21 protein-coding genes are annotated in these 26142 nt (G+C 40.9%); 3 read left to right on the forward strand and 18 right to left on the reverse strand.

All coding sequences use genetic code 11. From position 1 onward, the window contains the following. Window positions 1-65 precede the first annotated feature (65 nt). From FCI53_RS10540 to FCI53_RS10565, 6 genes are all read right to left on the reverse strand, one after another. Window positions 66-416 (reverse strand): zinc ribbon domain-containing protein YjdM, encoded by a 351-nt coding sequence (locus tag FCI53_RS10540; RefSeq protein WP_138418604.1) that lies wholly within the window; start codon window positions 414-416, stop codon window positions 66-68. Window positions 417-842: 426 nt separating this feature from the next. After that, entirely contained in the window at window positions 843-1985 is a 1143-nt protein-coding gene (locus FCI53_RS10545) for an MFS transporter (protein WP_138418606.1), read from the reverse strand. A 301-nt stretch (window positions 1986-2286) separates the two neighbouring features. Beyond that, window positions 2287-3669, reverse strand: coding sequence for an ABC transporter substrate-binding protein (locus FCI53_RS10550; protein ID WP_138418608.1), 1383 nt, complete (start codon window positions 3667-3669; stop codon window positions 2287-2289). Between the two features lie 19 nt (window positions 3670-3688). After that, the gene (locus FCI53_RS10555) at window positions 3689-4504 is read right to left on the reverse strand and encodes a carbohydrate ABC transporter permease (RefSeq protein WP_138418610.1); all 816 of its coding nucleotides are present in this window, start codon (window positions 4502-4504) and stop codon (window positions 3689-3691) included. Continuing rightward, complete coding sequence (locus FCI53_RS10560; RefSeq protein ID WP_425457172.1) at window positions 4501-5415, reverse strand: carbohydrate ABC transporter permease; 915 nt, start codon at window positions 5413-5415, stop codon at window positions 4501-4503. The genes FCI53_RS10555 and FCI53_RS10560 overlap by 4 nt, the downstream gene beginning before the upstream one ends. A 14-nt stretch (window positions 5416-5429) precedes the next feature. Beyond that, on the reverse strand, window positions 5430-6566 hold the full coding sequence (locus FCI53_RS10565) for an ABC transporter ATP-binding protein (protein ID WP_138418614.1): 1137 nt from the start codon (window positions 6564-6566) through the stop codon (window positions 5430-5432). A 219-nt stretch (window positions 6567-6785) separates the two neighbouring features. Here FCI53_RS10565 and FCI53_RS10570 point away from each other — a divergent pair, with 219 nt between their 5' ends. Beyond that, a complete protein-coding gene (locus tag FCI53_RS10570) occupies window positions 6786-7622 on the forward strand; it encodes a glycerophosphodiester phosphodiesterase family protein (protein WP_171038138.1) in 837 nt (278 codons plus the stop codon). Between the two features lie 190 nt (window positions 7623-7812). On the opposite strand, the gene FCI53_RS21865 is transcribed toward FCI53_RS10570, so the two are convergent. The 6 genes from FCI53_RS21865 to FCI53_RS10600 form a co-directional block, all read right to left on the reverse strand. Further along, window positions 7813-8229 carry a hypothetical protein gene (locus FCI53_RS21865; RefSeq protein WP_246050079.1) on the reverse strand — a complete coding sequence of 139 codons (417 nt, stop codon included), beginning with the start codon at window positions 8227-8229 and terminating at the stop codon, window positions 7813-7815. A 315-nt stretch (window positions 8230-8544) separates the two neighbouring features. After that, a complete protein-coding gene (locus FCI53_RS10580) occupies window positions 8545-9723 on the reverse strand; it encodes an aminotransferase-like domain-containing protein (RefSeq protein WP_138418782.1) in 1179 nt (392 codons plus the stop codon). Between the two features lie 382 nt (window positions 9724-10105). Beyond that, entirely contained in the window at window positions 10106-11464 is a 1359-nt protein-coding gene (locus FCI53_RS10585; RefSeq protein WP_425457173.1) for a YjiH family protein, read from the reverse strand. Window positions 11465-11966: 502 nt separating this feature from the next. Next, complete coding sequence (locus tag FCI53_RS10590) at window positions 11967-12896, reverse strand: alpha/beta hydrolase (protein WP_138418620.1); 930 nt, start codon at window positions 12894-12896, stop codon at window positions 11967-11969. A 54-nt stretch (window positions 12897-12950) separates the two neighbouring features. Next, window positions 12951-14555 (reverse strand): flavin-containing monooxygenase, encoded by a 1605-nt coding sequence (locus tag FCI53_RS10595; RefSeq protein ID WP_138418622.1) that lies wholly within the window; start codon window positions 14553-14555, stop codon window positions 12951-12953. Between the two features lie 302 nt (window positions 14556-14857). Beyond that, window positions 14858-15154: a hypothetical protein gene (locus tag FCI53_RS10600; protein ID WP_138418624.1), complete on the reverse strand. Its 297-nt coding sequence runs from the start codon at window positions 15152-15154 to the stop codon at window positions 14858-14860. A 575-nt stretch (window positions 15155-15729) separates the two neighbouring features. On the opposite strand from FCI53_RS10600, the gene FCI53_RS10605 reads away from it, so the two are divergent. After that, complete coding sequence (locus FCI53_RS10605; protein ID WP_171038139.1) at window positions 15730-16566, forward strand: PD-(D/E)XK nuclease family protein; 837 nt, start codon at window positions 15730-15732, stop codon at window positions 16564-16566. A gap of 2 nt (window positions 16567-16568) precedes the next feature. After that, on the forward strand, window positions 16569-17129 hold the full coding sequence (locus FCI53_RS10610) for a hypothetical protein (protein ID WP_138418627.1): 561 nt from the start codon (window positions 16569-16571) through the stop codon (window positions 17127-17129). A gap of 212 nt (window positions 17130-17341) precedes the next feature. Here FCI53_RS10610 and FCI53_RS10615 read toward each other — a convergent pair whose 3' ends face one another. From FCI53_RS10615 to FCI53_RS10640, 6 genes are all read right to left on the reverse strand, one after another. After that, window positions 17342-18340, reverse strand: coding sequence for an SIS domain-containing protein (locus tag FCI53_RS10615; RefSeq protein WP_138418629.1), 999 nt, complete (start codon window positions 18338-18340; stop codon window positions 17342-17344). Between the two features lie 173 nt (window positions 18341-18513). Next, on the reverse strand, window positions 18514-19470 hold the full coding sequence (manA, locus tag FCI53_RS10620) for a mannose-6-phosphate isomerase, class I (RefSeq protein WP_138418631.1): 957 nt from the start codon (window positions 19468-19470) through the stop codon (window positions 18514-18516). Between the two features lie 85 nt (window positions 19471-19555). Continuing rightward, window positions 19556-21502, reverse strand: coding sequence for a PTS fructose transporter subunit IIABC (locus FCI53_RS10625; RefSeq protein ID WP_138418633.1), 1947 nt, complete (start codon window positions 21500-21502; stop codon window positions 19556-19558). Between the two features lie 450 nt (window positions 21503-21952). Beyond that, entirely contained in the window at window positions 21953-23872 is a 1920-nt protein-coding gene (locus FCI53_RS10630; protein WP_138418635.1) for a BglG family transcription antiterminator, read from the reverse strand. A gap of 223 nt (window positions 23873-24095) precedes the next feature. Continuing rightward, a complete protein-coding gene (locus FCI53_RS10635; RefSeq protein WP_138418637.1) occupies window positions 24096-24689 on the reverse strand; it encodes a hypothetical protein in 594 nt (197 codons plus the stop codon). A gap of 13 nt (window positions 24690-24702) precedes the next feature. Continuing rightward, window positions 24703-26142, reverse strand: a complete 1440-nt coding sequence (locus FCI53_RS10640) for a sodium:solute symporter family protein (RefSeq protein WP_138418639.1) — start codon at window positions 26140-26142, stop codon at window positions 24703-24705.

The following is a 26142-nucleotide window of genomic DNA, read 5'->3' on the forward strand; positions in this document are numbered from 1 at the left end:
AAGAAGGAAAATATTCGATCGGTCCATTATCCCCCTTGATCCAAATGTTGGCCTAGCACTAAACATTATACCTTTTTCACAAATTTCGTCTTTAACCCCATTTGACCAAAACCAGGAATTTTGCAATCAATGTCATGATCCTCGTCAATCAAACGGATATTTTTTACTTTTGTCCCTCTTTTTACAACGTTCGTATTGCTACCGTCTACTTTAAGATCTTTAATCACTAATACGGTATCACCATCTTGCAAAATATTGCCAATACTATCCTTATAAACTTTTTCATCTATGTTAGTCGCCGCTTCTTCATCCGCTTCAGGTGACCATTCATGGGCACATTCTGGACAAACTAATAATAATCCATCCTCGTACGTATATTCTGAATTACATTTCGGGCAATTCGGCAAATTATCCATCAACATCTCCTCCATTCTTTACTGATACTATCATATCCTGGGACAAAGGGACAGGGCAGTTGTCCCAGTTCATTTGTCTTTCACTTTAGGATGGCAAATTACGGATGGAAGCACCTACGAAATCATTTGAGATAGACACCAAATATCCTCGTCACCTCAGATCCATTTCAAAAAAATTGCAAATAAAGTGAAACTTCATTTAGTGGGGTTTTTTCTTCTTCCCCCCACTAAATGTTAGTACCACAAGGGAGACCCGCAGGCCCTTGAACCAATCGGGGTGAAAGCGAAAGTTTACTCCCACTTAAAATTTCCGTTTCATACCATGTTTTGAAGTGGGAGTCTTACGGACGGTTGCACCGGAATAAATAGCAATGCTCCAAATACAACTAAAATATGGGACAAGTCCCCTGTCCCCATGTCCCACCCTCATTCCGGTATTTTAGATTTGAGGCCTCCAATAATTGTTACGGCACCTAGGATAAAGAATATTCCATATACACTTGCAACTTGAGCAATGCCACCGAATAAAATCGGTGCGGATACTTGAGTTAGACGATTTGCTGTTAGGCGCAGGCCTAATCCCTCTCCAATTCGGTCTGGTGGCAGAGCATCTGCCGTGCTGGAAATCGATAGCGGCTGACCAATTCCAGAGCCAAGTCCGATAATAAAGGAAATAACACCTAAAATAACAGCACTTTCTGATAATGGTAATAAGGTGAAAAAGATACCAGATAAAACAATCGACCCTATAACAATATTGCTTCTACTGACTTTCGTTAATAAATACGGAACAAGCCAGCGGATCAGTATTCCCCCCGCTGCATTTAAGGAAATAATAATTCCGATCGTAGAATCAGATAAACCAAACTGAGCACCTAACAACGGAAAATAAGCCGTATAAATTTCTTTTCCTAAGATGATGATGATACTGATTAAAAATGCGATCCGAATATTTTTTATTTTTAAAAGGGAAAGTGATTTACTAATTTTCTGCTGTTTTCGATTTGGGGTAGACGTAAAAGCCGGATCGATAAACATGGAAAGAATGGTTGATACAAGAATAACCCCACTTAATATCCCAAACGCCCCTTTATATGCCCAGTTATCTGCAAAAACCCCACCTAACATTGGGCCAATGAAGCTACCTAAAGCCACGCCAATACTGAAGGACATGATGCTGTTATCTCGTTCCTTATGAGATTTACCAGCACTTGCAAATGTTTGGGCAGCAACGGCAAATACGGTATGAGCAATCCCAGCCAATATTTGTGAAAAAATAAGACTAACGATATGTTGAACTCCAAACGGAAGCAGGATCGCCAAAGCACCGACCACCGTACTAACAACAATCGGCTTTTTATGTCCGATTCGATCCACAAACTGCCCCATCTTTATGGCAACAAAAAATGGAAGCAACGGGTACAATGCAACAATCATTCCAATCTGTGCAGCATTCGCGCCCATTTCACTCGCCATAAGTGGGATTAATGGCCTTGTACCAATAATGCCAATAAAAAAGATAAAAGCGATGATTAAAATCATGTATTTTTTGAAGTAACTTACCAACATAAAGACACCTTCTTATTAAGTATCAAACAACAACGACTATTTTACCAAATTTAAAGATGTTAGGCAGCAAAGAAGTAGCGGGTTGGCTCTTCTACTTCCTAGGCACGGCATCCGGGACAGTCAGGCACCGTGTCCCAGTCCCAGAAAACATACTATAAATACGACCTTAACTATTTGCACATAAAATAAGCGTTGCCTGGTAATAGCAACGCTTATCTTATAGTAAAAATTCTTATCGAGATTGAATGATAGACTACAAATCGACTTAGGTGGGACAAATTTCCTGTCCCCATGTCCCACTTTATTGGTTTGCTCTTGCTTGTTGTTCGATGACGCGGTTTGTTTCTTTGGCGGCTCTGTCTAGTGCTTCTTGTGGGTCTGTGCCTTGTAGTAGGTTTTCAAGTGATGTGACGACTTGTTGACGAGATTCTGGGAAAACCGAAATTAAAGCACCTTGTGTTGCGGCAGATGGCTTGGTGGCTTGTAATTGATCGACCGTTACAGATAGTTGCGGATACTGTTCCCATCTCTGTTTTACAATCTCTTCTTTATAGGCTGCTGGATTAATCGCAAAGTAACCTGTGTCCACATGCCATTTCGCTTGGCTTTCAGGCGTTTGTAAAAACTTCATAAATTCCCAAGCAGCCTGTTGTTTGTCTTCATTAATTCCTTTGGCCATCCAAAGTGATGCTCCACCAATGATGACACCATGGCGTTCGGCCTCTTCTGCATGTGGAATAAACGCAACGCCAACATCAAAAGGTGCTGTTTCAATCGTGTTGGCAACTCCAGCTGACGAGTCAAGGTACATCGCTGTTTGTTCAGATTGGAAGGCTGCACGAATGTCATCCCAATTAGAACCAAAATTCCCGTATGTACCAGCTTGATTCATGTCATCAATCCATTCGAATATGCGCAACCCTTCCTTCCCATGAAAAGTAGCTTCGGTTGCATCAGCAGAACGTCCGTTATCATTGTTGACATATAATCCACCTTGAGTGGCCACTAATTCTTCAAAGAACCAGCCATAATTTAAGATTGAAAACCCGTATCGTTCCCCTTCAATCGTTAATTGTTCGGCTGCATCTTTTATTTCTGCAAATGTTTGCGGAGGATTATCTGGATCAAGCCCAACCTCTTCAAATGCATCTTTGTTGTATAACATCACCGGAGTCGAAGAATTAAATGGCATAGAGTACAGTTGGTCATCTACCGTATAATAGTTTAAAATGTTTTCTTCCAAAATCGATGTATCATAGCCTTCTTCATCAATAAACGTTTGGACAGGCTCAATGGCACCACTGTCAATCATATATTTCGTACCCACTTCAAACGTTTGAATAATCGCCGGTGCATCATTTGTTCCAGCAACCGTTCTGAACTTGGTTAATGCCTCTTCATAAGAGCCTTGAAATTCAGGAACAATTGTATAATCATCCTGTGAGTCATTAAAATTGTCAACAATCGCTTCAAGCGACTCTTGCCCTGCGCCGGACATTGCATGCCAGAAGGTTGCTTCTACTGGACCAGCATCTTCTTCCGTCGATTCCTGTTGCCCTTCCGTTGCTCCACCGCTACTATTATTTTGCTTTGCCTCAGCATTTTCACTATTTGCATCATCGGAACAAGCTGCCACTACAAGTAACAACACTAACATCGTGACAAACATGATACTTTTTCTCATTGGAATCCACTCTCCCTCATCATTTTAATGCACCTTGGGCTAAGCCTTTTTGTAAATACTTCTGACCTATAAACAGCAAAACCAGTGTCGGGATAATGACTACAACGACTCCTGCCATGACCACCCCCCAATCGGTTGCGAGTTCTTGTGTTCGCAATTGCTTTAACCCAATTTGGACAGTTCTTACCGAATCATTATTCGTAACAAGCAATGGCCACAAATACATATTCCATGTCGTTAAAAAACTATATGCACCGAGTGTAATCAGTGAGTTTTTGCAATAGGGAACAACAATTTTCACAAAAAATTTGAATCGACTAATTCCAGCAACTTGTGCTGCTTCATCTAACTCTTTGGGAATCGTTTTAAAATGTTGTCGTAACAAAAAGGTGCCAAAAGCCATTGCGAAAAATGGAATCGTTAAGCCTTGATAGGTATTAATCCAATCCAACTGTTGGATCGTGATAAAGTTTGGTATCATCGTTGCTTCCCACGGGATCATCATCGTCGAAATAAACAAAAAGAAAATCGCATCCCTTCCTTTAAAAGGAATAAACACAAACGCATATGCCGCCATACTACTAACAACTAGTTGACCAATCATGACAGATAAAGAAATAATAAAACTATTCATTAAATAGTGTGCCAATGGCAAACGTTCGAAGGCTTTTTGGTAGTTTTCCAAATGAAAGCTTTTTGAAAATAAGTTCCCTTGTAATAACTCCCCACCAGTCATGAAACTAATCAGAAATGCATATAGAATTGGGAAAAACACCACGAACGCTGTAATCGTAAGAACAAGGTATAGAGCAATTTTCTTCAACAAGCCATTCATTGATAATGCACCTTCTTTTCACCGAACTTAAACTGCATGATCGTGACAATTAAAATACATAGAAATAAAAATACCGATTGCGCGCTTGCCGTTCCAAATTGATAGTTCACAAATGCTTCTCGATAAATCGAATAGACGATGACATTGGTTGATTCTGATGGACCACCTTGAGTGAGAATATCGACTTGCCCAAACGTTTGAAATGCATTAATTAGAGATACGGTTAGCACAAAAAATAATGTTGGGGACAGCATCGGAATTGTGATTCTTCTGAGTTTGTACAAATAACTAGCCCCATCAATTTTCGCACTTTCATACAATTGCTCATCGATATTTTGCAAACCACCCAAAAGTATTAAAAAAGAGAATCCAATATTCATCCAAATCGTCGTAACCGAAATCGAAACCAGGGCCCAACTCGGATCTAATAACCAGGACACCGATTCGCCTCCGATGGCGGTAATGATTTTATTAAAAAACCCGATGCTTGGATGAAACAAAAATAGCCAGACCACTGATGACGCCGCGACAGACACCCCCATGGTAGAGGCATACATTGTCCGGAATATACCGATTCCTTTTACCTTTTCATTAGTCAGCAGTGCCAACGCTAATGCAATCATGACCCCAGTTGGAACGGTATAAAGCACAAATAGGATAGTTGCTTTAATACTTTTACGAAAACTTTCAGATTGTAATAAGTATTGATAGTTTTCCAATCCAACGAAAACATTAGCAATCCCTTGTTGATCAGTTAAGAAAAAACTAAGATACACCGTCTTTGCCATTGGATAAAATAAGAAGACGGCAAATAAAAAGAAAGATGGCAGCAAATATAAGCATGCGGTTCGTATATTTAAAGATTTCTTCCACCAACTTAACGGTTGGTCTGTTAGGATTGGCTGTTCCATTTCTAAAGAATCTTTCATATCGAGACTCCTTGTATCAGGTGTTGTTCGTTTTGCGTAGGTTGTTTGATCATGTTTCCAGTCGTAGTATCGAATAGACAAATTGCTGAGTAGTGAAGGCTTAACGGCACAATGTCCCCAACGTTCACTCGCCACTGCCCATTCCATTTTGCTTGCCAGTTCCCTTCGGCAAATTCAAAGTTTAGCAATGTTTCATTTCCTAGCACTTCGACATGGCTGACCTTCACCTCAAATTTACTACTACCTGGCTGCTGGCTCTCGCTCGTTGCTAATTGTAGATGCTCTGGGCGAATTCCAATCGTTACTTCCTTCGTCCCCATTCGCTGTATATCTTCTGGGGGGAGCTGCAGATGTATTCTCCCTACCACGGATAGGGTTTGATTATCTGGGTAAATTGTTGCTTTTGCTAGATTCATAGGCGGAGAACCTATAAATTTCGCTACAAATTCATTTGCTGGTGCATTGTAAACATCAATAGGAGGACCGACTTGTTGGATTTTTCCTTCATTCAAAATCATAATTCGATCCCCCATTGTCATCGCCTCGACTTGATCATGGGTCACATAAATCATCGTAATATTTAGCTGTCGTTGGATTTGTTTAATTTCAGACCGCATCTGCGCACGTAATTTGGCATCCAAGTTAGACAATGGTTCATCCATCAAGCATATAGGAGACTCATTGACAATCGCTCTCGCAAGTGCGACCCGTTGTCGTTGGCCACCAGATAGTTGTCGAGGTTTTCGGTTTAAATAGTCGGTAAGCCCAAGCATCTTCGCTACCCGATGGCAACGTTTCTTACGTTGTGTTTTTGGAACCTTTTTGACACTTAAACCAAAGACAATATTTTCTTCCACAGATAAATGAGGATATAAGGCGTAATTTTGAAATACCATCGAAATATCCCGTTTGCTCGGATGAAGATCGTTTACTTTCTTTTGGCCAATCGTTAGCGTCCCTTCCGTTATGTCTTCTAGCCCTGCAATCATTCGCAGCATGGTACTTTTCCCACAACCAGAAGGACCAACCAGAACGAAAAATTCTCCTGCATGAATCGACACACTGATATCTGATAGGACCTCTGTTTGCATGTCATAGGATTTTGATAGGTGTGTAAGCTCTACATCCTTCACTTTTTTCTCCCCCTTTCAACTTTCTATCGCCAGTATAAACACTGAATATTAAGAACATTTAAACGAGGTGTAAAGAAACATATAGTTTTAGTAAATATATTTTACAAACAGGGAAGTATTGGTTGGTGGCCAAAATTAAGAAAAGTTTACTTTCACTTTACAAAGGGATAACACTCATTCGTTACACTAGTTGTAAGACAGATGTGTGGAGGGGATATCATGAAAAGTAGTGTATATGCTATTTTACTTGTTTTATTATTTACTAGCTTCCATTCTATTGAAGTGGGGCATTTATTACCGAAGGAATCTGTTCAAGTAATCGCTCATCGAGGTGCTTCTGCCTACATGCCAGAACATACCATCCCAGCGTATCAATTGGCACAGCAAATGGGAGCAGACTATATCGAAATCGATGTGCAAATGACAAAAGATGGTCATGTCGTGGCCATGCATGATGAAACAGTGGATCGTACAACAAATGGTTCTGGAGATGTCTCCTCCTTCACATTGGAACAGGTCAAACAATTAGAGGTGGTTGTAGAGGGGAATCTGCCTAATGCGGATTCTACAGATATCACAATCCCAACACTTGAAGAAATTCTCTACTATTTCGGTGATGAAACCAAGTATTATATTGAGCTAAAATCCCCTCACCTGAACCCAGGTATGAAGGAGACGGTGCTAGAATTGTTAGAATCGTATCGTTACATCAATCAACAAGGAGAAACAAAGAATGTTGTCATCGAATCTTTTAACAAAGACACGTTGAAAGCAATCCATGGCAGCCATCCCAAGCTTCCATTAGTACAATTGTTAGGAGAAGAACAAACGAAGGATATAAACAAAGAGGAAATAGAGGAATGGAAAAATTATGCAGATGGTGTAGGGCCAATGTTTGAAGCGTTAGACCGGCACGACGTTTACCAGCTAAGAACAGCTGGTTTGCAAGTCCATACCTATACCATTAATGATGTAGAACAAATGAAAACAGCGATCCAATGGGGCGTAACCGGCATTTTTACCGACAAGGTTGACATAGCAACCAAAAGGAAGTAGCGGGGCGGTTCTGCAGATCATCACGACGATAATAATTTAAATACAATATCGAAAATACCAGAATACCAGTACGAAAGAAATTAGCGGGGAAAGCCGGTAGAAGTGGCAGAACAATTTCTGCTACTTCAGCAGTGCAGATTCTTAAAGGGGCTAAATATAATTGACTGAAAAAGTGCTTAATTTCGTACCTTTAATCCATATTTTTATTCTTTATAATATAAAGCTCTCTTTCCAGTCTATTTACTTTGTCGGCAATGAAACCTACGTCAGTTATTCTGGATTCATTGGTTAATTCAAATTGTTCTCCAACACCTTGTAACTTGGCTTCCATCGCGTTAAATCGTTCATGCATTTCTGATTTAAAGTCATGAATATCTGTGGTCGTATTTTTCATGTCTGTTTTCAATTCACCTATGGCGGCAGTCGTCGTCTTCATTCCTGTTTTTAACTCACTTATGTCAGTGGTCGTCGTCTTCATTCCTGTTTTCAATTCACCTATGGCAGCGGTCGTCGTCTTCATTCCTGTTTTCAATTCACCTATGTCTGCGTTCATACTCTTTATTTCTTTATTCATTTCTGTAAGCAATTTAAAAATTTGTTTATCCATATGATCACCTCATCCCTATTATAAACGATATTTTTTAACTAGCATTACCTTCAGCACCGGAGGTTTGTAACACTTTTTCCCAGTCCTTTTGGAGCTTAAAAGTACCAAACAACCAATCCAATGTAAATAAGATAGCAGAAATGTAGCAATCCGTCGATAAGGGGAAAATTGGTTTTGTGCATAAAAACAAATCGTGTTTTTCCATTAAGACTAAAGGAATTTTAATCTCTAAGTTTAAACAGGCGTGGTTTTACGATTTTTCTATGCTCAAAAAATAACAGGCACCAAAAGTGGGACAAGCGCCCTTGTCCCACTTTAAAGTACGTTACTTAGTTTTTGAATTCCTTCTACTATTTCCTGTTTGTCTGCATAGCTGAAGGAGAGTCGGAGGTATTCTTTTCCATCTTGCGGATTCAAGAAAAAATACTTCCCTGGGATATAGGAGATTCCTTCGGCAAGAGCTTGGCTTAGTAGTTGGGATGTATCGACACCCGCCACTTTCACCCAGACAAAGTATCCTCCTTCAGGTTTATACCAGGAAACAGAATCAGGCATATGTTGTTCGAGTGCAGAAAGTAACACCGCACATTTGTCTTGATAGGCCTCCCCTAAGACTTGGATTCGTTCCCCAATATCGTTTTGCTCCAAAAATGATGCCATAGTTGCTTGAGCAAATGGATGGTCTAAATCCTTTTTAAACCAAGCAATCGCATTGATAAACTCCGAGTCTGCAGCTACCCAACCAATTCGCATTCCAGGCGCTACTACTTTGGATAGAGATCCAAGATACAGCACACGCCCATCAATATCCATGGCTTTTAACGGAGTAGGGGACGCGTCAAACGATAATTCCCCATAAGCATCGTCCTCTAAAATTAGGAAATCATATTTAGCTGCAAGCTCCAGTACATGTTTCCGACGTTCCTCGTTCATCGTTGTCCCTGTTGGATTTTGGAAAGTTGGAATCGTATATAAAACCTTTGGAAGAGGAAGACCTTTTTGTTTCCTTTCTACTAGCACCTCTTCTAATTTGTTCGTTTGCAAGCCGTGCTGATCGACTGGAATGCTTATAAAGTGATCTGTATAGTTTTGAAAAATTTCCAGTGCCTCCATATATGTAGGAGATTCCACGGCAACAACGGTGTTGCTATCCAGCAAAATACGCGCAACTAAATCAATTGCTTGGCATGCACCAGCTGTTATTAAAAGTTCATCTTCCGAAACGCCCATATCTCGCTTGGCCATCCTTGCATGGATCTGTTCCTTTAACTTATCCACTTTTGGACTTCCTACATAATGCAGCGGTAAATCCTGCTCTTCTTCAAGCAAGCGATTAACAGCAGCATTTAACGCTTCAGTTGGCACAAGATTAGGTGCGGGAAATCCAGAACTTAATCGAATACACCCATCCGGCAGCATCGGCATCCATTCACCTGGAGGATCATGCTTAAGTGCCGCTTTCGTATTGTCATTAAAATAAGATTGCCTATTCATCAACTATCATTCACCTTTCATATAAAGTGAAACTTCCACTCAGTGGTTTGTTTGCTCTTCCCCACTGAGTGGAAGTTAAACCAATCGGGGTGTTAGCATCCGTTTTACTCCCACTTAAACATCTTCGTTTTACTTCATGTTTTGAAGTGGGAGTTTTACGGACGGTTGCACCGGGATAAATAAGGAAGCACCGGGACGGTTCATGTGCTTCCTTTTCTCGGCAAGAGTTTATGCTTCCACTTTCAGAAGCGCTTAATGCGCGGGATCTGTTCCCCGTTTCCTATATTTTTTATTTTACAACAAAAATAGAAGCAGGAGAACCGTCTCCCCTGCTTCCACCCTCAATAGTGAGTGGGACAAGTGCCCTGTCCCCGTGTCCCACTTAAAAGAATAATAGATGGGCCATTAGTGCTGCAACTGGTAGGGTAATGATCGTTCTTTGTAAGAAGATGATAAATAGTTGCACAAATGATACCGGAATTTTTGACTTGATTAATAAAATTCCAATTTCGGACATGTAGATTAACTGTGACAAGGACATCACACCGATCACAAAACGTGTCAGTTCTGATTCGATGCCACTACCAACGACAGCTGGTAAGAACATGTCCGCAAAACCAACTAGCATCGCGGGAGCAGCTGCCTCTGCCTCAGGAATTTGCAACAATTGTAGTAATGGTACAATCGGATAGGATAAATAATTGAAAATTGGTGTGAACTCCGCAATCACAAGTGCAATCGTACCTAGCGCCATCACAAGTGGAATTAATGAAAACCAAATATCCACCACATTTTGCACACCACTTTTTACGACACTTTTGTAACTCTTTACCTGATCTGCTTTTTCAACAGCCTTTTGAACGCCCCACTGAAAACTAGACACACCTTCAGGGACCTCTTCATTAATTTGCTTTCCGACCGGTTCATAATACGAGTCTTTTTTCCACGAAAGTGGCGGAATTCTTGGGCAAATAATCGCCGCAATCACCCCTGTGACAATTACAGTGAAATAAAACTGAACAAACATATGATCAATATTTAAAAAACGTGCAATCACAAGACTGAAAGCAATTGATGCAATTGAAAAATTCGTCGCAACCACGGACGCTTCACGCTTCGTATAGTAACCAGCTTCATATTGTTGTGTCGTTAACAACACCCCAACCGTTCCACTTCCCATCCATGATGCGAATGCATCAATCGAAGAACGTCCAGGTAATTGAAATAAAGGTTGCATGACTTTACGTACTAATGTTCCGATAAAATCCATTAAGCCAAATTGAAGTAACAACGGCATAAATAAACAAGCAAATAAAAACCAAACCATTAACACTGGAATTAAATCATATAGCACAACGCCACCTGTTAAACCTGACCAAACCAATTCAGGACCGATTTCCGTCAATGTAAAAGTTGCAAATAAAGCACCAATACAACGTAGCACTAACCAGAATGGCGTGATATCAAATAAACCACTTAAAAATGTATTTTGTTGCACAACGGATAGATTTGTCGCTTTAACTAGTAAACTACCAACTGCTGATAGGCATAACACAATCGTCATAAATAATGGAATATAATCCGCAATCGCAGCTTGTAGACCATCTGCTAAAATTCCCAGTCCGATCGTTACTGTACCATCGACAGAAATGGGAACTAAAAATAGCAGAACCCCAATCAATGATGGCACGATAAAGTTTAAATACTTCTTCGTTGAAATCTCCTGTTCTTTCGTTGTCATTGCTTCTGCTTGTTGTACTTTTTCCATCCCCATTTATTTCTCCCCCAATTGTATATCTATTCGTTTGAATAACTGTATAAATAGCTCCGTTTCTCTTGATAGTTAATAATATACCACTAATATGAATAAATATGCAATACCCTTTTATTATTTTTTATAAAAAAATATCCTCTCAATTTATAAATAGAAGCAAAGAAAGCATTTTTAACACTGACGCAAACACAAAAAGTTACGTTTAGTCCGTGAAAACCGTTTCATTTCAACTATGTATAAATATACCACAACCAGAATATTCGACTCACAATGGATAAAGCTCCCACACATCCTATAAACATTAGTGGAATTTTGTATCTTAGTTGACGGAAACTATGAGTATACGTGCTCTCTCGGTTGATTCAGAACAGTCTATCGTGCGATTCTACCGAAAGATGCTTAACAACAGTATTTTGCCCCAAAAAAGAAGCACAGGAAAAATCCCTGCGCTTCTCAGCTAGAAATCTATTTATTTTGTTAAAGCCCTTCTTAACGCAGTTGCTGCTTGAGTAATTGCTTGATCCCCTTTTTCCATCGCAGCAGGCATCCAAAAGTAACCATGAATCATGCCGTCATAACGACAGGCTTCAACGGGGACTCCTGCTTGGTTCAAGCGTTCAGCATAGGCTTCTCCCTCATCGCGTAACGGATCATATTCACCCGTGAGGACGAGTGCTGGTGGAAGTCCACTAAGATCATCGGCAAGCATTGGTGAAGCATAGGGGCTCTGACCGTCAGAAGCATCGCGTAAATAATGATCCCAAAACCACACCATACTATCCTTTGTTAAAAAGTACCCATCCGCATTATCACGATAAGAATCTGTTTCAAAATTATGGTTGGTAACTGGATAAATTAATAGTTGATAGGCAATATCTGGGCCACCTTTGTCGCGAGCCATTAAGGAAACAACTGCTGCGAGGTTGCCTCCCGCACTATCCCCACCAACAGCAACACGCTCCTGGTCGACATTTAGTGAAGCAGCTTTGTCAGCAACCCACTTTGTTGCAGCATAACAATCCTCTGCTGCTGCAGGATATTTATGCTCCGGAGCAAGTCGGTAATCGACAGACACAACTACACATTCTGCTCGATTGGCGAGTAACCGACAAGGCACATCGACCGTATCTAAATCACCGACCACCCAGCCACCACCATGGTAATAAACCAAGGCTGGAAACGGGCCCTCTCCTTTTGGGGTATAGATACGTATTGGGATATCACCCGCTGGACCTGGAACCGTTCGATTTTCTACTTTTCCAACCGCTTCTGGTTCTCCCGCTAACGGACCCATATCAATCGATGCACGCGCTTCTTCAGGGGAAAGTTCACTCATCGGTGGCTCCCCTGCCTCTTCCAATTGATCTAATATAAATTTTGCTTGTGGATCTAACGTCATACCACATCTTCCTCCTTGTCAGTAGATTATATATTAAGAAAATTTCCTTGATAACTAAGTTAATGAAAACCCTTCGTACCCTTTGGCCGCGACATCATCACAAATTTGACGATAAGGCCCAACGCCTCCAAGATAAATTTGGAAGCCTCTTGGTTTGCCTTCAATATTTGCCCCCATGTACCATGAATCTGTTTTGGTAAATAATGTCGCTTCTGCTACTTCACGACAATGGCTACTCCAGTCATCTTCTGCTTCTACGTTAGCCTCAATCGTTTGGGCGCCATTTTTTTCCATATACTCAATACATTCCGAAATCCACTCGACATGTTGCTCAATCGATACCATCATATTACTTAACACGGATGGACTTTCTGGGCCAGTGATCATAAACATATTTGGAAAACCTGTTGTAGCAAGACCGAGATACGTCTTTAACTGCGCCCCGTCATCCCACTTTTCTTGTAAGGAGACGCCATCTTTGCCTCGAATATCCATTTTAAACAGTGGACCTGTCATCGCATCAAAACCGGTCGCAAATACGATCATATCTAGCTCATACTCTTTTTCTGTAGTGCGAATGCCAGTTGAGGTAATTTCCTCAATTGGGGCATTTTTCACACTAACCAACGAGACATTGTCACGGTTATATGTTTCAAAATAATCCGTATCAATAATCGGCCGTTTGGTCGCATAATAGAAATCTGGCATTAATTTCGCTGCTACCTCAGGATCTTTCACAATCTCACGTATTTTTGAACGGATAAAACTAGCAAGCGTTTCATTCGCTTCTGCATTCACATTGATATCATTGTACGTATAGGATAAATTCATTAATCCACCTTTTTCCCAAGCAGCTTCAAACACACGCTGCCGTTCTTCAGGGGAATCATCTAGTGCAGAACGGTCTCTCGGAGCACCAGGCATACCCGTTAGAGAGTAGCGCATTTCTTCTTTAACCTCATCAAAATTTTCTCTTATCTGCTTCAATCTGTCTGGATCATATGGCTTATTATGTGCAGGGGTACTATATTGTGGTGTTCGTTGAAAAACAGTCAGGTGTTTTGCTTCCTTCGCAATGGCGGGAATGGACTGAATACCGCTGGAACCAGTGCCAATTACCCCAACATGCTTTCCTTCAAAATCAACTTTTTCATGTGGCCATCGACCGGTATGGTACCATTCGCCTTCAAAGTTTTCTAAACCTTTAAAATGGGGGACATTCGATGCAGACAGGCACCCTACTGCGGTAATAAAATACTTAGCTGAGACAGGAGTGCCCTCGTCGGTTGTTATGTTCCAACGATTGGTTGCTTCATCATAATGAGCACTTTCTATGCGGGTGTTAAATTGAATGTCACGCCGGAGATCTAATTTATCGGCAACGAAGTTTATATAACGAAGAATCTCCGGTTGTTCTGCATATCTAGCAGACCAAGTCCATTCATTAAGAATTTCTACCGAGAAGGTATAATTATAGAAAACACTTTCAACATCACAACGAGCTCCTGGATAACGATTCCAATACCAAGTGCCACCAACATCATCAGCCAATTCATACACACGAGTGGAATAACCTGCTTCACGTAGACGATGAAGCATATACAACCCCGAAAAACCAGCCCCAACGACGACAACATCATAATTTTGTCCAGTTGTCATTCTGTTTGCCCCTCCTCCTCATGGATCATTTTACAAACTTCACCCATTCACTAGATGTTAGCACCACTAATTGGAATCGTTTTCAAAAAATGAGAAAGGAATACAAGTATCATAAGTGTGCCCTTACTCCAACATATGGCATTATTTATTTGAATATTCCAAATTTTTAATTAGTGGGACATGGGGACAGGGCACTTGTCCCAGTTGGAGGGTACACATACCTTCCTAATGATGACAGCCATAGCATCCTTCCTACTTCAAAAAAGCCGGGGAACTGTACGTCCCCTGGCTTTTTAAAAGTTTTATTCTTCTTTTAATTCTTTTCTATATTTCTTAATTAATAAATCAACGACATCTAAGTTATTGTCAATAAACGTTAATCTTTCACGAGCAGTTTTGCTCCAATCAAAATGCAAGTCAGTCGCTGTAAAAATATGACGAAGTCCGAAAGAATATAAGTGATGTAATTGGCTAACTATAAAACTACTACCAACATCTCTTCCTTTCTTTTCAAATACCTCCTTGATATCATCTTTTAACCAATCAGGGGCCACCTCGACCGCTTTATTTGCTAGTACTTGATACTCCCTATATGTCATAATCTTTTCTCCCCCTTCTAAATAACGAAGCGCAGGGGCGTTTCTTACACTCCTTCACTAAAGGAAGCAGGAGAACCGTCCCCCTTGCTTCGATTATACTATGAATTCTTTTTAAATTAAAAGAGATATTTGAACTTTCGCAATTTAATAAAGTGAAACTTCAATCAGTGAGGATTTTTGCCCTTCCCCTACTGATTGTTAGTTGAACGAATCGGGGTGAAAGCGAAAGTTTACTCTCACTTAAACTTCTTCAGTTTTCCTTCATATTTCGAAGTGGGAGTCTTACGGACGGTTGCACCGGGAAAAAGTGTTGACGTTCTATCATTCTACAATAACGCTCGCTAGATCATGAACAACTATCTTTTTATAGCGCCTGACACTGGCATCGAAGCTTAATAAAACCGCTAAAGTCAACTCCCACTAACGTTAATTAAATAAAACTTAATTTGAAGAAAGATTAGGAAGAACTTATACTATTACTAAATTTCATGCCATAAAATGTTAACCCCTACTAATCTATCCCCATACTGGGACAAATGCCCTATCCCCATGTCCCATTAAAGGAGTTAAAGCTAATGCAAATAGATGAATATAAATTTAAAGGTGTCATATCTTCTATCAGCAATCAGGTTAGGGGAGAATTATTTTCTCAAAGCAATCAGCACATACATTTTATACAAACATTAATAAAGGAAGGCGTTCCTACTCCTGTTTTATCGGTTTGCGGAAAAGGAACACAGGAAATTCGATTCACGAAATATTTTGCTTATTATCTTGACGAAAAAAAATTTCACGGTTTGGTCTCTGAATGTTTAAAAGCAGCTTTTGATCAAGAGGCTATAGCGGCCGGACTTCTAGATGATTGGTACCAGGGGTGTGATGTTTTTTCTGAATATAACCTGGGGAAGATCACTGGTTACGACCTTAATAACTATATCGATATCTTGATCAAAGGGGACGACTTTGTTGTTTGTGTGGAACAAAAGTTACTAAGTGGGGAGAGCAATACAAATGAGACAAATCTTGGGCAGTTAGAACGGTATAGTCTCGCATTAACCCAAAATGAAGAGTTTAAAGACGTACAAGTTATTAAAATTTATTTAACACCAAACGAGTCGATCCCTACCAGCTCAACTGATTGGATTGCTATGTCCCATGAAAAACTTGTAAAACGATTAATCCCTCTTATCTCCAATGAAAAACTATCATCGACAGCGGTCGAAAATGTTAAGCGCCTGTTGCTTGATTTTATCCTTGGACCCTATGAATCTACTGATCAAGTTATCTACAATTTGTATGAACGAGCTCAACAGGTGGTTCGGAGTGGGTATGCAGTTAGTAAAACACAAGCATTTATTGACTTGCTCCAAAAACATCATCTGCTCTTGCAAATTCTTAGAGGAGGAAAATAGGAATGAATCATTTATCGGGATCTGGAAAATTGTATCTAAAAGAATACTATGCCTTGAAATACGCTGAAAACACAGTAAATACATTTCTTGACAATTTACTAAATGATACCTATCAATACATTGTTGCGCGCCTACCAAAAAACGTAAATCATTATAGCTGGAGTGCCAATCAAGCCAAGCAAGGGAGAATGGAATTGTATCCTCATTTCTCTAGTAACCATGGGATATTTGCGGGCGATAAAGTTGAACTATCTGTTCTTTATCGAGATGTTCGTGATTATGATCATATGGAAAAAACAGCGAGCATTCGATTGTCTATATACTGCCGCAAAGGATTAAAGGCAAGGTTTGGTGACATCCCACAAGCAGTACTACAAAATGCTTGTGAATCAGCAGAACAACACGGGATTACCATTCAGATAGAAAAAGGCCAACCATTATATTGCGAATACATCGATGTGAACCTTGATGACGTTGAAGAAACGATTCGAGAGGTTGGAGAAGCGATGATACGGATTGGAAAAGGGGTGGATGCATTTGTAGATGGGGTTTTAGTAGGGTAGGCAGAAGCAGCGGGTCGGTCCTTGTGCTTCCTAATTCATGTACACCAACGCCTACGCCTCATGATTCAGACTGGTTTTAGGCACTAGCTCCCCGCGCCCCCATTTGTAAAAGGCATCCAAATTTATCCATTGCAAATGGACAAACCAACTACAAACGGCGCTGGTCATGATCATTACCAGCGCCCCTAGTGGGACAAGTGTCCATGTCCCACTCACTCTCTATTTGTAACTTTACGAATAATAGACGCTTCTCCTGCTACTAAGCCTTTTTTCTCGGATAAGCGAACGGCTGCTATTTGAGTAACGCTTGAATAGATAATCGGACTGACGAATTCACTGACAGATTTCATCGTAATTGATGTCACATTGTCGTGTTCGAGAGGTTCATCTGATACATATACAACTTTCCCGCCGTAATCCGCTATCTCTTTTGCCATTTCTAAATTATGCTCGTAGGTCTTCCCATAAGGATTAAATAAAATACATTGAAACGGTTCACGTAACAGTTCGTAAGGTCCGTGTCTAAATTGTGCAGAGGACAGGGATTCCGTGTAAATTCGAGCCGTTTCTTTTAACGTTAACCCTCCCTGTTCTGCCGTTGTGACACTTGGCCCGCGTCCAAGCAGTACTAATGGTTGGTTCGGATTGATCGTGTCTACGAGCTTATCGCCAATCGCAGCAAACTGATTTTCCAACACATCACCTAACACATCTGCAGCGACGAGTAAATCCGATTCCAACGATTCTCCATATTCCTTTGAAAATAACTGCAACAATAACGCTACCGTTGTGGTGAAGGATTTCGAAGATGCGATTGCTTTTTCTTGTGTCGCTTTCGTGTAGTAAACATTGGCAGAACCTGTTGTGATTGAACTACCTGGTGTATTGGTAATAGCAGATACATGATGGGTCTTCTCTAGTAGTTGCTTCACTTCAAAGCTTTCCCCACTTTGCGAACTAATCAATAGGTTATAATGGTTTAACATTGGTGACTGATAATGAAGCAATTCCGAACAATCAATCGCTTGAGCCATCCCACCATTGCTAGTCACATATAAAGCCGCCAATTGGGAAGCAGCTAACGAACTACCCATACCAGTAAGCAAAAACGGCTTGTTTTTATCAAAATTAAAAGTAGTATCGATATTTCCATTAACTGTGTCTTTTATCGACTGTGGTTGCTCATGTACTTCAGTTAAAAATAAACTCATATGCGATCATCCCTTCACAGATTTATAATTATGTACGTTTATAAGAACAGCCGCCCCTTAGTAAGAAGCACAAGAACCGTCCCGCCGCTTCCTTATTAGGAACTGTGCGAAACCCTCCTTGTACATTCATGCGGGAATATCAAGTGGGACAAGTGCCCTGTCCCCATGTCCCACTACACGTGTGATACGATCAATTCTGCTTTTCCTGTTAATTGATAGTTGCGAACGCCATTTGGCAAAATAAAATGGCTTCCTTTTTCAATTTCAAATGACTGATCCTCGACAGTAATGGTTGCATTTCCGTCTATAACACTAACTTGCAAGAAGTCTTGCTCTAACGTCAATGATGCACTGCCCTCAAGTTCCCAATGATAAACAGAGAAATACTCCGCTTCTACCAACTGCTTCACCGTTAAGTCCTCTACTTTCGATACACTTTGCTCTCCTACTGCATCTTTGTGTGGCACAGTCGTAACTTCCATTGCTTTTTCTAAGTGTAGTTCACGTTTGTTCCCTTCCGCATCGGTTCGATCATAATCATAGACGCGATATGTAATATCTGAACTTTGTTGGGTTTCTAAAATGACAATCCCTTTTCCAATCGCATGAATCGTCCCACTCGGAACATAGACAAAATCACCAGCTTGCACTTTGATCCGACCTAAAAATTGATCCCACTCACCATTTTCTACCATCGTTTTTAATTCTTGGTCGGATTTTGCATGGTGACCAATCACGAGTTCCGCTTCAGGCTCTGCACTTAGGACATACCAGCACTCGGTCTTCCCATATGGCGCCCCTTCCACTTCACGCGCATAGGTATCATTCGGATGCACTTGGACAGATAAGTCATCATTCGCATCTAAAATTTTAACAAGCAATGGGTATTCCTCGTCATTATCCTTGCTTTTATGAAATAACTCTCCATGTTCGTTCCATGCATCTGCTAGTGTTTTGCCAGCTAGAGGTCCATTGGTTATGATACTTGGCCCATTAGGATGGGCAGAAATCACCCACGCTTCCCCTGTTTGTGCAGATGGAATCTCATAGTTAAATTCTGTTTGTAATTTTTGACCGCCCCAAATACGCTCTTGAAATACAGGCTGTAAAAAAATCGGCTCTTTGTACATAAATAGTTACCTCCAATATTAAGTTGATTGATCCAAATTTATAATGTAAAGAAAGCATGAGCCCCGTCCCCATGCTTTCCCCCTGTTACTGTACTTCTTCTAATAAGGTTAGTGCTTCTTGTTTTGAGTTTGTTTGTAGTAATTTTTCTCTAAATTGTTCGTCCATTAATTTTCTTGATAGCATTTGTAAAATTTTCAAGTGTGCATCTCCAGCACTTTCCTCTGGTACGGCAATCATGAAAATTAATTTGGCGTCAGTGCCATCAAGACTGTTCCAATCAACACCATCACGCTTGATTCCAAATGCTACGGCAGGGCGTGTGACTGCATTTGACTTTCCATGTGGAATCGCAATGTTCATGCCAAGTCCTGTAGAACTTTGTGCTTCACGATCCAGAATCGCTTGTTTAAATGTTTGTTTCGAGTCAACAATACCAGCTGCATCAAATTTCTCAATTAATTCATCGATCACATCATCACGTGTTGATGCAGTTAAGCTTGTCTCAATTAAGTCTTCACTCGTAATATCAACTAATTTATTAATTTCTTGAGTTGCAGGCTCTGTAGTCGCCGTTTGGGATGTTGTTGCTACTTCATCCGTCGCATCAACTTGAACCGTTCCACCCCCAGCGACAGCTACTTCTACATCTTTTTTCAAAAAGTTTACCATAAATGCTGTCACGATTACACCAGCAATTGCTGCTAGGAAAAAGACAATTACGTTGTCCACTGCACCTAGTATCGCAACAATTGGTCCACCGTGTGCTACTTTGTCCCCAACATTCCCAATCATCGCAATAATCGAACCAGTCATCGAACCGACAACAATACTTGGAATAACGCGCAATGGATCCTGTGCGGCAAATGGAATCGCCCCTTCTGTAATGCCAAAAAATCCCATCGTTAGAGAAGCTTTACCTGCTTCGCGTTCATTTGCTTGATATTTTTTCTTATTAATCAATGTTGCAAGTCCCATTCCAATTGGTGGAATACAGATCGCAACCGCAATCGGTCCCATAATTTCATAGTTTCCTTCTGCAATCATCGCAGAACCAAATAGGAATGCAACTTTATTAAATGGTCCACCCATATCAACGGCAATCATCGCACCAAGAATCGCCGCTAATAAAATCGAGCTTGCGCCTTGCATACCGGCAAGCAATGTCGTTAGCCCTTCAAACACTTGTGCTACAGGTGCACCGATTACAAAGATAAATAATAGTCCTACAATCACCGATGAAATAATCGGAATAAAAATAATCGGCATAACCGGTTGCACGGCTTGTGGAACTTTAATTTTCTTAATCCAAAGTGCAATATAACCAGCTAAGAAACCAGCGATAATCCCGCCGATAAATCCAGCTCCAGCTTCACTTCCATAAAAACTACCCTCTGCTGCAATATAACCACCGATCATACCTGGTACTAAACCTGGACGATCCGCAATACTAACGGCAATGAAACCTGCTAAAATTGGTACCATGAACATAAATGCTGTTCCACCTAAGGTTTCAATTTGTTTCCAAATCGAATCCTCTGGTATTTGAATGCCACCTGGTGTTTGCTCCCCACCAATCGTTAATGCAAGCGCGATCAACAGTCCCCCAACAACGATAAATGGAATCATGTAAGAAACACCATTCATCAAGTGTTTATAAATAGGGTTTTCTTTTTGTTTCTTTTGTTGCTTAACTTCGTCTGGGGATTTTAAGTCTCCTTGGTGAACGGACGCGTCCCCGTTTTGAATTCGTTTGATTAATTCTTTCGGATTACGAATGCCCTCTTGGACACCGGTTACAATTAATTTTTTACCAACAAACCGTTCTTTCGAAATTTCTTTGTCAGCAGCGATAATAATTCCATCTGCCTCTGCAATGTCTTGGTCTGTTAGCACATTTTCCGCACCAATTGAACCTTGTGTTTCAACTTTTATATCAATGCCCATCTCTTCGCCTGCTTTTTGTAAGTTCTCAGCAGCCATATACGTATGGGCAATCCCAACTGGACAAGCCGTCACAGCTAATACCTTCATGATGTTTCCCTCCTATAATAACCTCGTTTTGTAATTGCTTACATGTATTGTAACGCTGAAAACGGCCTTCATTAATTTAAGTTTTTACCGTAATATGTGGTAAAAATGAATTAATTGGTTGTGGGATAGCTTTCACCTTGATTCTGAAGGCCTTCAATATGGAGTGGGACGTTGCTGGGGTATGGGAGGGTGGGGAAAGTGCGGGATTGCGATTCGGATGCGGAATTGCGGACATTTATTCCGCTATTCACTCAATTTCATGCCTTTTTCATCCAATTCCGACGGTTTAAAGAACCAATGTCCGCTCCATGCCATTTTGGGCACTTTTTTCACCATTTAAGGCACTAAATGTCCGCCTCCACCCTCTATTCGAAGCGGACATTTGTTTCACAATTCACGCTGGTATTCATGCCCCCCGCGAACCCCGTCATACCAACCCTACTTACTACATCATGATAGGTTATCCAAAAAATCTTTCACACGGTCAGCTGCAACTAATGACTGCACATAGGACGGATGCTCACAAATCGTCGCGATCTGTGAAACCGCAGCTCGATTTAAGCGTTGATCCTCCTTAGAAAAAGCTAACATAAACACTAGCGAAACAAACTCTGTCCCCCATTCGATTGGTTCCTTCAAAACAGCAACCGCAATGGCGGATTGATGAACCATCGATGGGCTACCATGCGGAATGGCGACACCCCCACCAATGGAAGTAGCTGATTTGCTTTCTCTCATTATTGCATGATGAGTGAAAGACTCCGTAACGAAACCCTTTTGAAAAAGTGCCTGTCCTAACAGTTCCACCACTTGGTAAGGGTGTTCCTTGTCTACTCCTAAAAAAACTAAGTCGCCTCGGATCAAAGGAGCAAGCTGTGCCGCATCCTGGCTCCCTGCTTTCTTCTGCTCCAATTGTTTCATGAATTGGTTTAAATTCTCTTTATCCTTTGCTTCTAATAATGGCGAGATCACAACATGGGGAACATGGATACGGTCAAGTGGCACCGTCGAAATAATAAAATCCACTGCCGTTTTTTCAAGAAAATCATCCACATCTCCTTGCCCAACACAAGCCAAGATCGTAATATCTTGGTAGTACTGTTTGACTTTTGCCTCCAAAAGATAGGACGTGCCGACCCCCATGTGACAAACAATTAACGTTTTCTTCTCCTGTTCACGTGTTCCTTCTAGCCGTTCAATTGCAGCTTGGAAATGAAGCACGAGATAGGCGGCCTCATCCTCTGGAACGTCCAGATCATATTTTTCTCTAATTTCATCTAGCGCGATCATCACCATGTTAAACATATATGGATACATTTTCTTCACATCTGCTAAAAGTGGATTAGTGATAGGAAAGCCATATTTGATTCGATTAATGACCGAATGAATATGAACCGCTAAGCCTCTAGTTAACACAGCATCACTTTCAAACGAGGTTAACGTTAATTTACTTAGCTTTGTCGTTAAATCTGCAACTAAATTATTTAAAAAATCATCTGCGATCGTTGCGAGCGCCGCCTCATCTTCTTTCTTCTTGCCACTAATTAAATGCCAGGTAAAATAGATTCGTTCATCTTCTGGGAAGGTGATACGAAAGACGGATTCTAGTTGTTCAAAAAACGTAGAGGTCATATTGTATTCTTTATAACCGCACACCGCCTCTTTTTCCTCTTCTGGAACATAAACGGGTGACTTTTGCCTTGTTCGTTTGATCATAATTAACGCATGGACGAGCAAACTTTCCATTGCCCCATCTGTAAAAGCAATCGCATGGTGTTGTTGCAAGTCACGCAATGCCTTTTTCACTGTTGTGATTTCATAGGGAAGAAATAAGTCGAGCACATAATTTTTTTCCAATGCAAGTGTTGGAAGCAATTCAGAAAGGTGAGCGATCGCACTCCGCTTATTAAATTCTGTCCCTTCCACATAGTTTCCAAGACGTGGTTTGGAAATGAGTTCAAGATCAAACCCATTTAACCATGTCGCAATTTGGTCCAGTTCCTTCTTGATCGTACCCTTGGCAACATAGTAATGTTTCGTCAAATCTTGAATCGTAACCGCTTTATCACTAACCAATAAGTGATAAGCAATTTCTAAAAATCGATCCTCGGTCGTTTTTGGCTCGGTAGCTAGCAGTCGATCAAACATAGCCGCTCGATCAGCCTCACCCACCTCTAGCATAATCCCAATTCCAGGTTTGCGAATCAGCGTTGCACTAGGAAAATCTACTAGAATCTCTTCTAGTTTCTTCAAATCATTCCGCACCGTTTTCTCCGCACATTCCAATTGACTAGCCAAACTCATTATGTTGACGGTTTCTTTTTTCTGCACTAATAAGATTCGTAATAATTCCTTCTGTCTATCATTCATAGTCCGCACCTACTTTAATTAATACCAAAAAGTGTATCTTATTAGTAGGAAAAATTCAACGTGTGGGACAAGGGGACAGGTTTACTGTCCCAGAAAGAAGCAGCGAGGACGTGGGGAATCTCGCAGACGGTTGCACCGGGATCAAGACAAACGTCCAACATCACACCATATCTATAGGCGTGCTCCACAAGTGGGGACAAGTGCCCTGTCCCCATGTCCCACTTCACCCCTGCTTCTCTCTTCCTCGTTTCCATCTTTTCAGCAAGTATTGCTCATTTTCCTTTGTATTCACGTTTAGAAGCATTTCACTTTTCACGATTGGTGTTTCTACTTTAACTTTCCAGAAGGGTAAGTAGTTCAATTCGAGTTTTTTGAGTTTATAGGTTGGTTTTTTCATCATATACATGGAGTTAATTTGGTTTTGTTGAACGTCTTGGACATATTTTTTCACTTCATTGATTGTAGAGATATGGGGAGCTAAAAGTAGTTCTTTCTCGACTGTTTCCGTTTTTGTATACGGTACGTCGGTTAGGATGCCACGATATCCTGTCATCCCCTCAACAAAAACCATCTGCGGACTAACTTTTGATGCAAACGGTTTGCGGGAAGCTATTACCAATAGTTGTGCGGTCCAAAACGGATGGTAATAGCAAGTTTCCTCTGTAATCCCTTTTTCAATATATTCTACATTAATCTTTCCCTTTAAACGATCACGCAATGGTAGATTTTTATAAATTAATTTAGCTAATGGAAGGTACTTCTCCTTTTTTGATGTTATTAGATTTACTTGTTCATCTTTAACAGTTGTCAAAGCCATTTTCTATCCCCCCCTATTGTGCATCCTTTATTGCTGTGTGATTTAATTCAACTTCATGCTGGACTTCCTCTGATGGTGGAGGTGTCAACAAGCTAACAATGATCGTTAACGCAAAGGATACAGGCGTCGCAAACATGACCTCATTAATCACTTCTAAAGGCAATAGCATTGCACCGACATAGACGGTAATACCACCAATAACCCCTGCTAGAGCACCCGGTTTATTTGCTCGCTTCCACCACAACCCTAATAATATTGGGGCACTAAAACTAGAAACCAGTGCTCCCCCAATCATCGCGATCATGACATGTAAAAGTGGAGGTGGATTTAAAGATAAAACAATCGCAATAGTTGCAGCTAGTAGCATGACGACTAATCCAATTCTCGTAACCTTTTTTTCTGGTGCATTTTTATTAATGTGCCCTTTGTATAAATCATGCGCAACTCCTGATGAGGCCGCTAGTAAAAAGGCGTCTGTCGATGACATAATCGATGCTAGAATAGAGGATAGTAGAATCCCAGCAATAACCGGTGACAAGTAAACCTCTATCACGCGTAAAAAGGCAATATCGTTGTTATCTGCAAACGTGTCACTCAAACCAATTCCCGCCATCAATACAAACGCCCCAGTCATGAACAGGACTGCAAATAACAGTGTCCCACCAATCATGGAAAGACGTGCATGTCGTGCATTTTTCGCACTTAACGTTCTCATAACTGCAGCTGGCGTCACAACCGCAAACCATAGGAAAACAAAAAACAGGGCAAAATAACTGTACCATGGCAACGTCGCATCAAATGCATTTGGATTCACACTAAGCGCCGCATCAATTACATTCGGTACCCCGCCATGATTGACAATAATAACGACTGCCAGTACCGCTACACCAGCAACCATCATAATTCCTTGTATTAAGTCGGTATAAGTAATCGCCCACATACCACCGATGGAAGCATAAAGTGTCATCCCAGCACCAATCACGATGACGGTTAAAGCATAAGGCCACCCAAGCACATAAGAACCTACATACCCAACAGTCGTTAATTGGGGAACGATATAAATGGTCATTAAAATAACGATTAAGACAGCTGACACGATCCGAACCGAATTACCAAACCGTTTTCCAAAATAAGCCGGCAGCGTGGTCACCCCAGATCTTCTCATTTGAGCGGCAAAAAGAAATAAAGCAAACGGAAATAATGCAACACTTCCTAACCCCGTCGCAAGGTAGTAGGGAACGCCATATGCTACACCAGACCCTATCGCCCCATACATCGAACCACCGCTTGCTACAGCTGCAAAAACCGCGAATGAACCAACAAAACCATTTACCGAACGACCGGCTAACCAGTAATCATCCTCTGTTGAAAGGGCTTTTCTAGAAAAATAAATACCAATAACAGTCATAACTAACAAATAGACAATAATAACGGTTGTTTCAACGGGTCTCAT

The organism is Aquibacillus sediminis (assembly GCF_005870085.1).
GTDB classification, from domain to species: domain Bacteria; phylum Bacillota; class Bacilli; order Bacillales; family Amphibacillaceae; genus Aquibacillus_E; species Aquibacillus_E sediminis.